The sequence below is a fragment of the Enterococcus sp. DIV0294 genome, from assembly GCF_050558155.1.
In the GTDB taxonomy this organism is placed as follows: domain Bacteria; phylum Bacillota; class Bacilli; order Lactobacillales; family Enterococcaceae; genus Enterococcus; species Enterococcus faecalis.
This window is the reverse complement of the sequence record NZ_CP187889.1, coordinates 2,003,702-2,019,998: the sequence shown is the minus strand read 5'-3', so window position 1 is coordinate 2,019,998 and position 16,297 is coordinate 2,003,702. Positions and strand designations below refer to the sequence as shown.

At 37.0% G+C, this 16,297-nt stretch carries 13 protein-coding genes, 1 riboswitch and 1 other annotated feature; of the genes, 12 read left to right on the top strand and 1 reads right to left on the bottom strand.

Features of this window, described 5'->3' with window-relative positions; all coding sequences use genetic code 11:
- Positions 1–9 precede the first annotated feature (9 nt).
- Positions 10–213, top strand: a binding site (T-box leader).
- Positions 214–286: 73 nt separating this feature from the next.
- Both argS and IGJ20_RS09825 read left to right on the top strand, forming a co-directional pair.
- Complete coding sequence (argS, locus tag IGJ20_RS09830) at positions 287–1,978, top strand: arginine--tRNA ligase (RefSeq protein ID WP_002372206.1); 1,692 nt, start codon at positions 287–289, stop codon at positions 1,976–1,978.
- Between the two features lie 155 nt (positions 1,979–2,133).
- On the top strand, positions 2,134–2,634 hold the full coding sequence (locus tag IGJ20_RS09825) for an HD domain-containing protein (protein ID WP_002356666.1): 501 nt from the start codon (positions 2,134–2,136) through the stop codon (positions 2,632–2,634).
- 81 nt (positions 2,635–2,715) lie between these two features.
- Here the strand turns inward: IGJ20_RS09825 and IGJ20_RS09820 are convergent, their stop codons facing one another.
- Complete coding sequence (locus IGJ20_RS09820; RefSeq protein WP_033626436.1) at positions 2,716–3,048, bottom strand: helix-turn-helix domain-containing protein; 333 nt, start codon at positions 3,046–3,048, stop codon at positions 2,716–2,718.
- A 93-nt stretch (positions 3,049–3,141) separates the two neighbouring features.
- On the opposite strand from IGJ20_RS09820, the gene IGJ20_RS09815 reads away from it, so the two are divergent.
- The 10 genes from IGJ20_RS09815 to IGJ20_RS09770 all read left to right on the top strand — a co-directional run bounded on the left by IGJ20_RS09815 (position 3,142) and on the right by IGJ20_RS09770 (position 16,290).
- Positions 3,142–3,465 (top strand): hypothetical protein, encoded by a 324-nt coding sequence (locus IGJ20_RS09815; RefSeq protein ID WP_002401897.1) that lies wholly within the window; start codon positions 3,142–3,144, stop codon positions 3,463–3,465.
- Positions 3,466–3,529: 64 nt separating this feature from the next.
- Positions 3,530–3,599: riboswitch (Fluoride riboswitch) on the top strand.
- A 76-nt stretch (positions 3,600–3,675) separates the two neighbouring features.
- Entirely contained in the window at positions 3,676–4,941 is a 1,266-nt protein-coding gene (locus IGJ20_RS09810) for a voltage-gated chloride channel family protein (RefSeq protein ID WP_002356676.1), read from the top strand.
- A 49-nt stretch (positions 4,942–4,990) separates the two neighbouring features.
- Positions 4,991–5,269: a UPF0223 family protein gene (locus IGJ20_RS09805; RefSeq protein ID WP_002356679.1), complete on the top strand. Its 279-nt coding sequence runs from the start codon at positions 4,991–4,993 to the stop codon at positions 5,267–5,269.
- Positions 5,270–6,052: an inositol monophosphatase family protein gene (locus IGJ20_RS09800; RefSeq protein ID WP_002359710.1), complete on the top strand. Its 783-nt coding sequence runs from the start codon at positions 5,270–5,272 to the stop codon at positions 6,050–6,052. It begins immediately after the preceding gene.
- 220 nt (positions 6,053–6,272) lie between these two features.
- Positions 6,273–8,108, top strand: a complete 1,836-nt coding sequence (typA, locus tag IGJ20_RS09795; protein WP_002356682.1) for a translational GTPase TypA — start codon at positions 6,273–6,275, stop codon at positions 8,106–8,108.
- 74 nt (positions 8,109–8,182) lie between these two features.
- A complete protein-coding gene (locus IGJ20_RS09790) occupies positions 8,183–8,998 on the top strand; it encodes a glycerophosphodiester phosphodiesterase family protein (RefSeq protein ID WP_033594478.1) in 816 nt (271 codons plus the stop codon).
- Between the two features lie 317 nt (positions 8,999–9,315).
- Entirely contained in the window at positions 9,316–11,085 is a 1,770-nt protein-coding gene (gene recQ, locus IGJ20_RS09785; protein WP_002381558.1) for a DNA helicase RecQ, read from the top strand.
- Positions 11,086–11,311: 226 nt separating this feature from the next.
- Positions 11,312–11,617 carry a YlaN family protein gene (locus IGJ20_RS09780; RefSeq protein ID WP_002356684.1) on the top strand — a complete coding sequence of 102 codons (306 nt, stop codon included), beginning with the start codon at positions 11,312–11,314 and terminating at the stop codon, positions 11,615–11,617.
- Between the two features lie 3 nt (positions 11,618–11,620).
- Entirely contained in the window at positions 11,621–12,829 is a 1,209-nt protein-coding gene (locus IGJ20_RS09775; RefSeq protein ID WP_142425634.1) for an FtsW/RodA/SpoVE family cell cycle protein, read from the top strand.
- Between the two features lie 32 nt (positions 12,830–12,861).
- Positions 12,862–16,290 carry a pyruvate carboxylase gene (locus tag IGJ20_RS09770; RefSeq protein ID WP_142425635.1) on the top strand — a complete coding sequence of 1,143 codons (3,429 nt, stop codon included), beginning with the start codon at positions 12,862–12,864 and terminating at the stop codon, positions 16,288–16,290.
- Positions 16,291–16,297: the final 7 nt, after the last annotated feature.

Below are 16,297 nucleotides of genomic sequence, written 5' to 3'. Positions count from 1 at the left end.
GTTTAACAATGACATTCGATGATAAAGAGAGTACTTATTTCAACGTCAGCTTAGCGATCTTGGGAAGGTGGGAGCCAAGAGTGATCGGAATGAGGAAGCGCACTTTTAGAATTCTGCTGAAAGCAGACGGCAATCACCGTTATCGATGAAGCAGGTCTATCCAAGTAGTATAGACAATTAGAGTGGTACCGCGGGTAAATTCTCGTCTCTGACAAAACAAATTATTTTGTTTTGTCAGAGACGTTTTTGTTTTTTTAATACTTACAAATTAATCAGGAGGGTTCTTATGAACAACAAAGAAATCGTAGCAAAAGCGTTACATGATGTTTTAAATGAAGAATTAACGATGGATCAAATCGAACAATTATTGGAAAATCCTAAATCTGTTGATCATGGAGATGTTGCTTTTCCAGCCTTTTCATTAGCTAAAATTTATCGTAAAGCACCACAACAAATTGCAGCAGAATTAGCAGAAAAAATTGATGGCACAAATTTTGAAAAAATTGAAGTGGTGGGACCTTATTTAAACTTCTTCATGAATAAAGAAGCAGTCAGTCAAGCTGTCATTGGCGAAGTAGTCAAAGAAAAAAATAACTACGGAAACAGTACCTTTGGCAATAATGGCAATGTTCCTATTGATATGTCTTCACCAAACATTGCTAAACCAATTTCTATGGGGCACTTACGTTCTACGGTAATCGGGAATTCAATTGCCTTTATTTTAGAAAAAATTGGGTATCAGCCAATTCGGATTAACCACTTAGGTGACTGGGGTACACAGTTTGGTAAGTTAATTGTAGCTTATAAAAAATGGGGTTCTGAAGAAGCAGTCCGCCAACAACCAATTAATGAATTATTGCGCTTATATGTGCAATTTCATGAAGAAGCAGAAGAAAAACCAGAATTAGAAGACGAAGCACGTGCATGGTTTAAAAAATTAGAAGAAGGAGACCAAGAAGCTAATGAATTATGGAAATGGTTCCGTAGCGAGTCTCTAAAAGAATTTGATAAAATCTATTCCATGTTAGAAGTTGAATTTGATTCTTATAATGGCGAAGCCTTTTATAATGATAAAATGGATGAAATTGTTACTTTATTAGAAGAAAAACATTTATTAACAGAAAATCAAGGTGCAGAAATTGTTGATTTGACAGAATATAATTTAAATCCAGCACTTATTCGTAAATCAGATGGTGCGACGTTATATATCACACGGGATTTAGCTGCTGCGCTTTACCGTAAACGGACGTATGATTTTGCCAAATCGCTTTATGTAGTCGGCAACGAACAAAGCAATCACTTCAAACAATTAAAAGCAGTCTTGAAAGAACTAGGATTTGAATGGTCAGATGATATGGAACACATTCCGTTTGGTTTAATTACTCAAGGCGGTAAAAAATTATCCACACGTAAAGGGAAAATTGTTTTATTAGAAGAAGTATTGAATGAAGCCGTTACTTTAGCAGGAAATCAAATTAACGAGAAAAATCCAGACTTAGCAAATCGTGAAGAAGTGGCGAAACAAGTAGGTGTAGGTGCAGTTATTTTCCATGACCTTAAAAATGATCGTCTAAATAATTTCGATTTTGTATTAGATGAAGTTGTTCGTTTTGAAGGTGAAACTGGCCCATATGTTCAATATACACATGCTCGTGCGATGAGTATTTTACGTAAAGCAAACTTTACACCAGACGCTACACAACGTTATGCACTAAATGACAAGGATAGCTGGGAAGTCGTGAAGTTGTTACAAAAATTCCCTGAAACTGTGATGCAAGCTGCTGAAAAATATGAACCATCTGTTATTGCGAAACATAGCATTCATTTAGCACAAGCGTTCAATAAATATTATGCCCATGTTCGGATTTTGGATGAAGATGCTCAAAAAGAGGCACGCTTAGCGTTAGTTTATGCAGTAGCTACTGTTCTAAAAGAAGATTTACGTTTACTAGGGTTACATGCACCAGAAGAAATGTAGAAGTTTTTGTGAAAATTTTACTGCGTTGAACGCTAAACTTATTAAGTAAATATTAAAGTTAAGTTACAGATTGAGAAATTCATAGTAATTAAATAGCTGGGGTGCTATACTCGAGTCAAGTTATAAAAGGATTAGAAAAGGTGGCACCCAATTATATGACAGAAAAATGGCGTGAAGACGAAGAATATCTTTCTTATGTAGAAGATTTATTAGCAACCGAAGAAGTCCAAAAATTAGCAGAATACACACAACATATGCATTCAACTCGTTTAGAACATTCAATTAGTGTTTCCTATCATAGCTATAAATTAGCAAAGCGTTGGAACGGCAATGCTCGTGCAACAGCTCGTGCTGGTTTATTACATGATTTGTTTTACTATGATTGGCGCACAACAAAGTTTGACGAAGGCTCTCATGCCTATGTTCATCCACGAATTGCAGCCAAAAATGCTGAAAAAATTACAGAGTTGTCTGATTTAGAACGAGACATTATTATTAAACATATGTGGGGCGCAACTATTGCACCACCAAAATACAAAGAAAGTTACATTGTAACCTTTGTTGACAAATATTGTGCTGTAAAAGAAGCAGCGTTGCCGATGACGACAGCCATGAAAACCAAATGGCGTCAGTATTTTGGCCAACAGTCAATCTAATAAAAAGCTTATCCTTACGGATAAGCTTTTTTTGTTTGACGTTGACTAAAAAGTCTAGCATTCATCTATTTAAAATAAATATTAAAAGTAATTTTGTTCTGTTAATTTCTTTTGAGCGTATCGAAAGACTGCTTCTTGATTTTCAGTTGTTAACTGTTTGTAAATGTTCATAATATTGGTTGGGACAACAAATGGCGTTTCTTCCGTTTCAGGAATACCTAAGATTTCAAGAGGTGATACATCTAAAATTTTAGATAAGGCGACAATTTTATCCCTCCCCATATTTTCAATCATTCCAGTTTCCCATTTCCTGACGGTACTTTTTCCAACACCAACAAAATTTCCAACTTGTTCTAATGTAAGATTTTTCTCCATCCTTTTTTGCTTCAAAAAATTTTCTTTCAAAAAAAACACCTCCGTAAAAACATTCTAGCACAAAAAGTGTCGCAAAAGAAACATGTTTTACTCTATACATAGAGTGATAAATAACTATTGAATAGGCATATATTGACGGTTTTTTCACAAAATGATATACTTCCAGTGTCTAATAAGACACTAAAAGGGGTGAAAAGGGGGAGTAAAATGGAATCAAATTTAATTCATTCAAAATTGAAATTAAAAGGGAAAAATGTTGAATGGTTAGCAAGTGAAATGACCGCTGCAGGTCAACCAATCTCAGCTTCAACAATTTATAAGAAATTAAAAGGAGAGGTTGTATTTAAAGCTTCAGATATTAAATTGATTTCTAAGTTGTTAGATCTGGAAAGCGAAGAAATCATGGTTATTTTTTTTAATGAACTAGTGTCTAAAAAGACACGTGGAGGTTGTTAAAGGTAATGAGTTATTCTTCTATTGCACTTTCCAGAGTTGCGTGGTATTATTTTTAATAGTTTAATAGCAACATGGTGATGGTGTTCACCACGAACTATTTATTGGACGAATAAATTAATGACGCCTACCAAACGGGAGAAGTGTACCCTTTGGTAGGCTTTTTCTGTACGCTAGGATTGGCGATAAGAAAATTGTAAAGGAGCATGTAAAGTGAAAAAAGAAACAAAGCAACTACTATCAATCGGCGGTTATATGGCAAAATGGTTGCTCATTACCGCAATTATTGGTTTATTTATGGGGGCGTTATCCGCCTTTTTCTTAAAGAGTCTTACCTATGTAACAGATGTTCGTTTAGCAAACCCTTGGTTACTCTTTATCCTCCCCATTAGCGGTGTCGTTTTTACGTATTTCTATACGCGTTTTGGGAAAAATGCTAGCCGAGGAAATAACTTAGTGATTGAACAAGGCAATGGCGGGGAAGAAGATATTCCCTTGCGCTTAATTCCTTTAACATTGTTTGGCACGATTACTACGCACTTATTTGGTGGTTCTGTTGGTCGTGAAGGGACGGCGGTGCAAATGGGGGGCGCAATCGCAAATGCTGTAGGAAAAGTCTTTAAACTGTCCGCTTTGGAACGACAAGTAATTATTATTAGCGGAATTAGTGCAGGTTTTAGTTCTGTTTTTGGCACACCATTAGCGGGAACGGTTTTCGGATTAGAAGTTTTGGCGATTGGAAAAGTTCGTGCAGAGGCACTTTTCCCAAGTTTTTTTGCAGGCTTATTTGCTAATTTTGTAACTGAAAGTTTTGGTGTAACACATACGCATTATCCGATGGGCAAAATTCCGACTTGGTCGGTTGAACTATTTGTAAAATTATTTTTGGCATCGATTTGTTTTGGTTTGGCAGGTTGGGTTTTTAGTCGTTCCATTGTCTTTTTAAAAAAGACCTACGCAAATTGGTTTGCTAATGTCTACCTTCGTGCGTTTCTTGGGGCGTCCATTGTCGTTCTGTTTGTGCTCGTCTTAAACAACCAGCGTTATTTAGGCTTGAGTTTACCTTTATTAGAAGATGCTTTTGCAGGCAATGCGCAGCCTTTTGATTTTGTTGGGAAATTATTCTTTACGGTGTTATCCTTGGGTGCCGGATTCCAAGGAGGAGAAGTGACGCCATTGTTTGAAATTGGGGCTACGTTAGGGAGTTCTTTGGCCCCTTTGTTACATCTGTCAATTCCTTTTTTAGCAGGTTTAGGATTTATTGGTGTTTTTTCTGGCGCCACGAATACGCCGATTGCTTGCTTCATTATGGGCATTGAACTATTTGGTAGTGAAGCGGCAGTCTATTTTTTCATGGTCTGCTTAATCAGTTTTATGTGTTCAGGAAATAGCGGTATTTATGCTTCGCAACAAAGTTTGTATCGTAAAGGAACAGCAGAATATCCTCTCTTTAACGCATTAAAAAATCGACGTAAATAAGATGTTTTTTTATGAAAATATGCTAAACTAGAGAAGATGAGGTGAAGACATGAAAGACTATCAATATCCATTAGATTTAGATTGGACGACAGAGGAAATGGTGATTGTCACTAATATGTGGACAGCAGTTGAGCAAGCCAACGAAACAGGCTTGCCTGTTGACAAATTTTTAACAACTTATCAACAATTTAAAACGGTCGTTAAAAGTATCGGCGAAGAAAAACGCTTAGGTCGTGAATTTGAAAATGCTTCAGGATATTCGTTATATCGTACGCTTCAACAAGCTAAAAAACAGGGAAGCGGTAAATTAAAGCTGGGGGATGATTAGATGACTGAAACGCAAAAATTTGTTCAAACAATTCAAAGTTGGCTTTTTGAAGCAGCCGATGTGATTCGAATGAACTTGGAATCAGAGTTAACCGTTCAACAGAAAAATGGCCGCACCGATTTAGTGACAAATATGGATGAACAAACCCAAGAATTTTTAATGAATAAAATTCAAACAAATTTTCCCGAAGATCAAATTTTAGGGGAAGAAAAAGGCTACAATACTTTAAAAAGTTTTGCTGGTCGCGTGTGGATCATCGATCCGATTGATGGCACAATGAATTTCGTGATGGAAAGAGAAAATTTTTGTATTATGTTAGCTGTTTATGAAGACGGCATTGGTAAATTAGGTTTTATCTATGATGTGATGCGAGAAGAACTTTATTGGGGCGGCAAAGGGCTTGGCGTTTATCGGAATAATCAATTATTAAAAGCGCCTACTATGAAAGCCTTGGCAGATGGATTATGGGGCATGAATGCTTACATGCATGGAAAAAATATTCATCACGCAACGGAAATCGGACAAGCAAGCATGGGCGTGCGTATTAGCGGTTGTGCAGGTTTGGAAATTATTGCCATGTTAAAAGGCAACCATCATGGCTATTTATCTAATCTAAGTCCTTGGGATTATGCAGCAGGCTTAGTACTTTTGGAAGAATTTGGGTTTAAATACTCTGGTATTACAGGAAAACCATTAACTTTTGATGGCCGTGAATACTTTATTGCAGCAACTCCTGAAACCTATGATGAAGTATTTACCCGATATTTAAATGAATCGGAATAATCCAAGAAGAGCGTTGCTGAAAGGTAAGGCTCTTCCTCTTTTAAAAGAGAAAAATTTGTAAAAAAATGTCCTTGTTTTCAGAAAAAGCCGAATAATTTCTAAAACTTTCATTATTTTTGCAGGCGAAAGCCTTTTTTTAATGAAAAAAGTTTGCTATAATAAGCAGTCGGCTTTTATGGACTTAAGTAACATAAGCGTATATAGATAAGGAGCAATTAAATTGAAATACAGAGATGATATTCGTAACGTGGCAATTATCGCCCACGTTGACCATGGTAAAACAACCTTAGTAGATGAACTTTTAAAACAATCTGACACTTTAGATGGACACACACAATTACAAGAACGTGCAATGGATTCCAATGCACTTGAAAGTGAACGTGGAATTACTATCTTAGCAAAAAATACAGCCGTAGATTATAACGGTACACGTATCAACATTCTAGATACACCAGGACACGCGGACTTCGGTGGTGAAGTAGAACGTATCATGAAAATGGTAGACGGTGTTGTTTTAGTTGTCGATGCGTATGAAGGAACAATGCCTCAAACACGTTTCGTATTGAAAAAAGCATTAGAACAAAAAGTAACACCAATCGTGGTTGTTAACAAAATTGACAAACCTTCTGCTCGTCCTGAACACGTAGTAGATGAAGTTTTAGAGTTATTCATCGAATTAGGCGCAGACGATGATCAATTAGATTTCCCAGTTGTTTATGCTTCTGCTTTAAACGGAACTTCAAGTGAATCAGATGATCCAGCAGATCAAGAGCCAACAATGGCCCCAATTTTTGATAAAATTATTGAACATGTGCCAGCTCCAGTTGATAATTCAGACGAACCACTTCAATTCCAAGTCTCATTATTAGACTACAACGATTACGTTGGACGTATTGGGATTGGCCGTGTGTTCCGTGGCACAATGAAAGTCGGCGACCAAGTTGCGTTGATGAAATTAGATGGCAGCGTGAAAAATTTCCGTGTAACGAAAATTTTAGGTTTCTTTGGCCTACAACGTGTGGAAATTGATGAAGCAAAAGCGGGCGATTTAATTGCCGTTTCCGGAATGGAAGACATTTTCGTTGGGGAAACAGTTGTAGATGTTCACAATCAAGAAGCATTACCAATTCTACACATTGATGAGCCAACCTTACAAATGACTTTCTTAGTTAACAATTCTCCATTTGCGGGACGTGAAGGAAAATACATCACCGCTCGTAAAATCGAAGAACGTTTAATGGCTGAATTACAAACAGACGTATCTTTACGTGTTGATCCAATTGGCCCAGATTCTTGGACTGTATCAGGCCGTGGCGAATTGCATTTATCAATTTTAATTGAAAATATGCGTCGTGAAGGCTATGAATTACAAGTTTCTCGTCCAGAAGTTATTGAACGTGAAATTGATGGGGTTAAATGTGAACCATTTGAACGTGTTCAAATTGACACACCTGAAGAATACATGGGTAGCGTGATTGAATCCCTAAGTTTACGTAAAGGCGAAATGCAAGATATGATTAATGCCGGTAACGGACAAATGCGTTTAATCTTCTTAGCACCAGCTCGTGGCTTAATTGGTTATTCAACAGAATTCTTATCAATGACTCGTGGTTATGGTATTATGAACCACACCTTCGATCAATACTTACCAATGATTCAAGGAACGATTGGTGGCCGTCATCAAGGTGCATTAGTTTCAATCGATACTGGTAAAGCAACGACTTACTCAATCATGAGTATTGAAGAACGTGGTACAGTTTTCGTTGAACCAACGACAGAAGTTTACGAAGGAATGATTGTTGGGGAAAACAACCGCGACAATGATTTAACTGTGAACATCACAAAAGCCAAACAAATGACTAACGTTCGTTCGGCAACGAAAGACCAAACATCAGTCATTAAAAAACCGAAAAAATTAACGTTAGAAGAATCATTAGAATTCTTGAATGAAGATGAATACTGTGAAGTAACACCAGAAAGCATCCGTTTAAGAAAACAAATTCTTAACAAAAACGAACGCGAAAAAGCAAGCAAGAAAAAGAAAAAAGCTGAATAATTTTTTTGAAAAGTACAAAATGCCAATGGCTATTGTACTTTTTCTTTTAATAAGTAAGGGAGTTGTGTGGATAAGTGAATAAAATCGCAAAATATCTGATAGTAGGGGTATTTCTATTAACTGGTTGTGCTAATAGTTCTGTTGAACGTTTATTACCTAAAAACCAGACACAAATTATAGCTCATCGTGGAGATCATAATAAAGCTCCAGAAAATACTGTTGAAGCAATTAATGAAGCAGCTAACCAGAATTATAATGGTGTAGAAATTGATGTTCGTAGCAATAAAGATGGTCAATTATATTTAATGCATGACAATACATTGGATAGAACAACGAATGGACAGGGAAGATCAGAAAAATTTACCATGAAACAATTAAAAAAATTAAGTATAAAAACGGCTAGTTATCCTAAATATGAAAACACATCAATAAAAATTCCGACGTTTGAAGAAGCAATTGAAGCAGCTGCAAATAATGGATTGATGGTTAATGTTGATGGATCTAAAGGAAACTGGTTGGATGAACATTTTGTTAAAAATGTTATGGACATCTTAAAAAAATATGAAATTTATGATCGAAGTTTTTTTGTGATTAGTGATGAACCAAGTCGAAATTTTGTGATTCAAAAGTATCCAGATGCTACTGTCTCATGGTTATGTGATAAAAAAGAAGATATTCCTAAAGAGATAAAAAAAATTAAATCATATAAAAACGCATTATTATCTGTCGCTAATGATATTGCGGATGAAGCGGTCATTGAGAAACTCAATGTTTCTGGAATTCGTTATCAAGTATACGGTGTTCAAACTTCAGAGCGATATCAAGAATTGAAAAAAATGAAAGTACCTTTAATTGAAACAGATAAAGTTGTACCAGATAAAGCTGAATAATTTTTCGACGAATAAACATTTAAACCAACTATGCTCGTTTTACTACGAAAATAGTTGGTTTTTTTGATGGCAAAAACGAATTAATGCGTATTTTAAGATAAGGTTATTTTTTTATGTGTGGATAACTACTCGTTATCCACAACAAGCAAATGTCGCTATTTTTGAAAGCTTTTGATAGCAAGCTTTCACAATTTTTCATTCTTTTTGATGTTTCACGTTAACTGGTGTTTCACGATTGTGTCTTGTTTTAACACACCTTGTTCCTGTTAGATTAGCGTGTTAAAATGACTTGTAGAACAAAGATTGGAGCGCAATAAATGAGTGCATTACAAGAATTATTAAAAGATACATTTGGCTATGATGATTTTCGGCCAGGACAAGAAACGATTATTCGTCATGTATTGCGACAAGAAAATGTCTTAGGCATTATGCCAACAGGTGGAGGCAAATCAATTTGTTATCAGTTGCCAGCCTTACTTCTGGATAATTTAACATTGGTGATTTCACCATTAATTTCTTTAATGAAAGATCAAGTAGACGCCCTGAATTTAATGGGAATTCCAGCTACATATATCAATAGTACCATTTCCTATCAAGAAATGAATCAACGTATTCAATTAGCGGTTAACAAAGAAGTCAAGCTATTGTATGTTGCGCCAGAGCGATTAGAATCTTATGATTTTCAACAGATGCTGACACATGTACCGATTGATTTATTGGCAGTAGATGAGGCACACTGTATTTCACAATGGGGGCATGATTTTCGTCCAAGCTATTTGCGTTTAGCAGAGATTATCGATCAATTTCAACAGCAACCAACTGTGATTGCACTAACAGCAACAGCAACGCCACAAGTAGCGGAGGATATTGTCAAGCAATTAAGAATTCCATCAGAAAATGAAATCAAAACAGGATTCGCTCGAGAAAATTTATCTTTTCAAGTCGTGAAGGATCAAAACAGAGACGTTTTTCTTTTGGAATATTTAAAGATGAATACTGGGCAATCAGGTATTATCTATGCAAGCACGCGGAAGGAAGTTGAACGAATTTATCATTTATTAGAAAGTAAAAAAATTGCAGCTGGGATGTATCATGGGGGCATGAGTGAACAGTTACGTAGTGAAAATCAAGAAGCATTCTTGTATGATCAAGTGCAAGTGATGGTAGCAACAAATGCCTTTGGTATGGGGATTAATAAGAGTAATGTTCGTTTTGTCATTCACGCACAAGTACCAGGGAATATTGAATCTTATTACCAAGAAGCCGGCCGAGCTGGTCGTGACGGTCTGCCTAGTGATGCTGTGTTAATGTTTGCTCCACAAGACTTGCAAATTCAACAATACTTTATTGAACAATCTGAAATGACCATTGATTATAAGCAGAAAGAGTACTTGAAATTACGGGAAATGTCACAATATGCGAATGCACAAATGTGTTTACAAAAATATATTTTACGCTATTTTGGTGAAGAAGGGACGGACTGCGGTCGCTGCTCGAATTGTCTGGATAATCGAGAATTAGTCGATATTACGGTCGATGCCCAAAAAGTCTTGTCTTGTGTAAAACGTATGGGAGAACGTTTCGGTAAGGGCTTAGTTGGTAAAGTCTTGACTGGCTCAAAAGATCAAAAAATTGATCAATGGCATTTTGATCGTTTGCCAACATACGGACTAATGAAAGGTCGCACGCAAAAAGAAGTCACACAGCTGATTGATTATTTGACAGCAGAACGTTATTTAATTCCTTCTGATGGGCAATTTCCGTTGTTATCAGTCTCGACAGAAGGTGTTCAGGTGCTTTTAGGGGAACGGAAAGTCTTCAGAAAAGAAGACCAAAAAGTTCGAAAAGTGGCAGTGGATGATGCCTTGTTTGAACGATTACGCGAATTACGTATGGACATGGCTCAAGAGGCAGGCGTGCCGCCATATGTAGTCTTTTCCGATAGTACACTTAAAGAAATGTGTGAAAAATTACCGCAAACAACGATTCAATTATTGCAAATAAAAGGGGTCGGCCAAAATAAATTAGATAAATATGGCACCGCCTTTTTAGAAGTAATTAAAGAATATCAAGAGACGAAAAAATGATATAGTTTGTTATTTTATTTAAAATTAAAAGCAGAAAATAAGAAAAAAGTCTTTTAATGTATTTGTTGTTGTATTGATAAAATAAGCTTGTTATATAAAGAGATTTCTTACTTAATATATCGCTTGGTTTTAGAAAATTTCTTAAAGGAAATTTTCTGAAATCATCATGTATCTAACTGAGAATTATGTTATAATTATTTAATTAAGATAGGGAGGTTCTGTACAAATGGACGAAGGAATTTCAAAGAAATTTGCCATTCAATTATTAGAAGACGATGCAGAACGCATTAAAATGCTTATTCGTAATCAAAAAAACAGTTTGTGCATTTCTCAATGTAAAGCATTTGAAGAAGTGGTGGATACACAAATGTATGGTTTTTCAAGACAAGTGACCTATGCGACCCGTTTGGGAATTTTAACTAATGATGAAGGACATCGCTTACTAAGTGATTTAGAACGCGAATTGAATCAATTATATACAGATGTTTATGAAGAAACACAAGAAAAAAACGAGATTGGCAAGGAGGGTTAAGCTTTGCCAAACAAAGTAAAGAAACGGCATTTGCTAGACTATAGTATTTTTATTCCATATTTAATTTTAAGTATCGTGGGATTGATTATGGTATATAGTTCCACATCCGCATTACAAGTAATGAAAGGTTTTTCACCTACCTCATTCGTTATTAACCAGGTTGCCTTTTGGGTAGTAGGGTTAGTTGCAATGTTTTTTATTTATAAGATGAAAACATCCGTTTTCCAGAATCGAAGTTTTATCATGTTTGCCATTGCAATAATTACGGTTATGGTTTTAGCCGTTCGGATTCCTGGTATCGGGAAAGAAATTAACGGCGCACGTGGTTGGATTGAGATTGGTGGATTTTCGATGCAACCAGCTGAGTATTTAAAAATTATGGTTGTCTGGTATCTGTCTTATATTTTAGCACGGCGACAAAAGACAATTAATGGAGGCATGGATCAATTTAAACAAGCTGCCGGGCGCCCGTTGATGCTCGTTTTTGTATTAATTGCTCTAGTTGCAATCCAGCCTGACTTCGGGAATGCGGCCATTCTAACATTAATTACCATCGTGATGGTTTTAGCAAGTGGGATTAATTATATGTATACCTACTTGGTCGGTGGCTTGGGCATTTTAGGTAGTATCACGGCTATTCAGTTATTAATTATGTCTAAAGGGAAAATTTTCCCAGCGCGTTATCAATATATTTATAATCGTTTTGCTGTTTTTAAAAATCCATTTTTAGATGAACGGAACTTAGGCCATCAGTTAGCTAATTCTTATTATGCAATCAGTAATGGCGGCTGGTTTGGCAAAGGTCTAGGGAATAGTGTTCAGAAAAAAGGCTTTTTACCAGAAGCACATACGGACTTTATCTTTGCGATTACTTTAGAAGAGTTAGGCATTATCGGCGGTCTAGCGATTTTAGGATTGTTGATGTTTATGATTGCGCGAATTATTTTAGTCGGTGTACGCTCGAAGAAACCTTTTAATTCACTAATGTGTATTGGAATTGGTACAATGTTATTAATTCAAGTCTTTATTAATGTTGGTGGGATTACTGGGATTATTCCATTAACAGGAATTACTTTCCCGTTCTTGAGTCAAGGTGGGAATAGTTTGCTGATTATTTCGATTGCTGTGGCCTTTGTCCTGAATATCAGTGCAGATGAAACACGTCAGAAATTAGAAAATGAGTACTATTTATCTTTAGAACAGAACCAATAAATTTGAAGGAAATTGATGGTAGGAGTGACGTTATGAAAAAGGTATTAGTTGCCAATCGTGGCGAAATTGCGATTCGAATTTTTAGAGCTTGTACAGAATTAGATATCCGTACAGTAGCGATTTATGCTGCAGAAGATGAGTATTCTGTTCATCGTTTCAAAGCAGATGAAGCGTATTTAGTTGGTAAGGGGAAAAAACCAATTGAAGCCTATTTAGACATTGAAAATATTATCCAAATTGCCAAAAAATCGGGAGCAGATGCCATTCATCCTGGTTATGGCTTTTTATCAGAGAACTTACGCTTCGCCGAACGTTGTGAAGAAGAAGGAATCATTTTTGTTGGACCTAAAACACATCATTTAGATATTTTTGGCGATAAAATTAAAGCGAAAGAAGCAGCTGTAGCTGCGGGGATTGCTTCGATTCCAGGCTCAGACGGGCCAGTAGCAACGGTGGAAGAGGTCGTAGCTTTTGGTGAAACGCATGGCTTTCCTATCATGATTAAAGCTGCTTTAGGTGGCGGCGGTCGCGGGATGCGCGTTGCCCACGATGCCAAAGAAGCACGAGAAGGTTACGAAAGAGCAAAAAGTGAAGCGAAAGCAGCCTTTGGTTCTGATGAGGTTTATGTTGAAAAGTATATTTCTAATCCTAAACATATCGAAGTACAAATTTTAGGCGATCATCATGGGAATGTCTTGCATTTATTTGAACGTGATTGTTCCGTTCAACGGCGCCACCAAAAAGTGGTAGAAGTCGCACCATGTGTATCAATGAATGAAGAACAACGAGCAGCCATTTGTTCGGCTGCTGTGCAGTTAATGGCGCATGTCGGCTACGTGAATGCGGGAACGGTTGAGTTTTTAGTAGAAGGGGATCAGTTTTATTTTATTGAAGTGAATCCTCGTGTTCAGGTAGAACATACTATCACAGAAATGATTACAGATATTGATATTGTGATCTCTCAATTACAAATTGCGCAAGGGCTTGATTTGCATAAAGATATGCATTTGCCAAAACAAAACGAATTGACATTAAAAGGCGCGGCTATTCAATGTCGGATTACGACTGAAGATCCCCTGAACCAATTTATGCCAGATACAGGGAAAATTGATACGTATCGTTCACCAGGTGGTTTTGGTGTGCGTTTAGATGTAGGGAATGCTTATTCTGGCTACGCTGTGACGCCCTACTTTGATTCTTTATTGGTTAAAGTCTGTACGCATGGTTTCTCTTTTGAACAGGCAATCAGTAAAATGCAACGCTGCTTAAAAGAATTTCGGATTCGTGGCGTGAAAACAAATATTCCGTTTTTACAAAATGTTGTGAGCTATCCAGCGTTTCAATCTGGCGAAGCCAAAACAACCTTTATTGATAATACACCTGAATTATTTGAATTTCCTCGTATGCGCGATCGTGGCAATAAAACGATGAAATACATTGGAGAAGTAACGGTCAATGGGTTCCCTGGTATTGAACGAACGGAGAAAAAATATTTTGAAGCTCCGCGCGTGCCGACAGATATTGAAGTTCCAGAAAAAGTGATCACAGCTAAAAATATTCTAGACGCTCAAGGAGCAACCGCCGTCATCGATTGGGTTAAGGATCAAGAAAGCGTGTTAATGACAGATACCACATTCCGTGATGCGCACCAAAGTTTATTAGCTACTCGTGTGAGAACACAAGATTTTAAAGCAATTGCTGGTCTAACTGATGCAGCCCTGCCTGAGCTGTTTTCTAGTGAAATGTGGGGTGGCGCTACGTTCGATGTTGCCTATCGCTTCTTAACCGAAGACCCATGGCAACGTTTAAGAAAAATTCGTCAGTTGATGCCAAACACACTTTTACAAATGCTGTTCAGAGGATCTAATGCGGTAGGCTATCAAAATTATCCTGATAATGTTATTGAAGAATTTATTAAAGAATCCGCTCGCCAAGGAGTCGATGTTTTCCGAATTTTTGATAGCTTAAACTGGATTCCTCAAATGGAAAAAAGTATTCAAGTCGTTCGGGATACCGGAAAAATTGCGGAAGCAGCAATTTGTTATACTGGGGACATCAATGATCCAGCCCGAGCAAAATATAATGTTCAATATTACCTTGATATGGCTAAAGAATTGGAAAATTTAGGTGCACAAATCATTGCGATTAAAGATATGGCTGGCTTATTGAAACCACAAGCTGCCTATCGTTTAATTAGTGAATTAAAGGCAGCCACGGATTTACCAATTCATCTCCACACCCACGATACTAGTGGTAATGGGATCATCACATATTCAGCAGCTACTAAAGCAGGCGTTGATATTGTTGACGTCGCAATGAGTGCGATGAGTGGTGCAACTAGCCAGCCAAGTATGAACAGTCTATATTATGCTTTAGTCAATGGTGAACGGACGCCAACTATTAACATTGATAATGCACAGAAAATCAATCATTATTGGGAAGATGTGCGCATGTATTATCAACCATTTGAAAATGGGTTAAATGCCCCGCAAACAGAAGTCTATATGCATGAAATGCCTGGTGGTCAATACTCTAATCTACAGCAGCAAGCAAAAGCGGTAGGCTTAGGGCACCGTTGGGATGAAATCAAAAAAATGTATCACACAGTGAATTTGATGTTTGGCGATATTGTAAAAGTGACGCCATCTTCAAAAGTCGTGGGAGACATGGCACTCTTCATGGTTCAAAATAATCTGACAGAACAAGATGTTTATGCGCGTGGTGAAGAACTAAGTTTTCCTGAATCCGTTGTGACTTTTTTCCAAGGTGATTTAGGTCAACCAGTTGGTGGGTTCCCGAAAGAGCTCCAACGAATTATTCTAAAAGGTCGACCAGCCTTCACAGAGCGGCCAGGTGACTTAGCAGCACCTGTTGATTTTGCGAAAGTACAAGAAGAATTAGCCGAAAAAATTGGGTATCAACCTAAATTGGAAGAAGTTTTAAGTTATTTAATGTATCCACAAGTATTTTTAGAGTATCGTCAAAAATACGAAACCTTTGGAGATATAACCTTATTAGATACGCCAACATTCTTTAATGGTATTCGTCAAGGAGAGACATTGGAAGTTCAAATTGAACGAGGAAAAACGTTAATTATTCGTTTAGATGAAATTGGCGAACCTGATATTGACGGAAACCGTGTCTTGTTCTTCAATTTGAATGGGCAACGTCGTGAGGTTTTAGTTAAAGATGCCTCCATTAAGTCTGCTGTTCAAGTAAAACAAAAGGCGGAACCAACTAATAAAGAACAAATCGGCGCAACGATGTCTGGTTCTGTTCTACAAGTATTGGTCAAACGTGGCGATAAAGTAGAAAAAGGTCAGCCGTTGCTGATTACAGAAGCCATGAAAATGGAAACGACTATCGAAGCACGTTTTGCGGGCACGGTAGATCACATTTATGTTGAAGAAGGCGAAGCAATCAGCTCAGGTGATTTGTTATTAGAAGTAAAAGAAAAATAAGATGAGA

Bases quoted from the DNA above. Each gene is read 5' to 3' on its own strand.
- argS (WP_002372206.1), top strand. From the start codon at position 287: ATGAACAACAAAGAAATCGTAGCAAAAGCGTTACATGATGTTTTAAAT.
- IGJ20_RS09825 (WP_002356666.1), top strand. From the start codon at position 2,134: ATGACAGAAAAATGGCGTGAAGACGAAGAATATCTTTCTTATGTAGAA.
- IGJ20_RS09805 (WP_002356679.1), top strand. From the start codon at position 4,991: ATGAAAGACTATCAATATCCATTAGATTTAGATTGGACGACAGAGGAA.
- IGJ20_RS09800 (WP_002359710.1), top strand. From the start codon at position 5,270: ATGACTGAAACGCAAAAATTTGTTCAAACAATTCAAAGTTGGCTTTTT.
- recQ (WP_002381558.1), top strand. From the start codon at position 9,316: ATGAGTGCATTACAAGAATTATTAAAAGATACATTTGGCTATGATGAT.
- IGJ20_RS09780 (WP_002356684.1), top strand. From the start codon at position 11,312: ATGGACGAAGGAATTTCAAAGAAATTTGCCATTCAATTATTAGAAGAC.
- IGJ20_RS09770 (WP_142425635.1), top strand. From the start codon at position 12,862: ATGAAAAAGGTATTAGTTGCCAATCGTGGCGAAATTGCGATTCGAATT.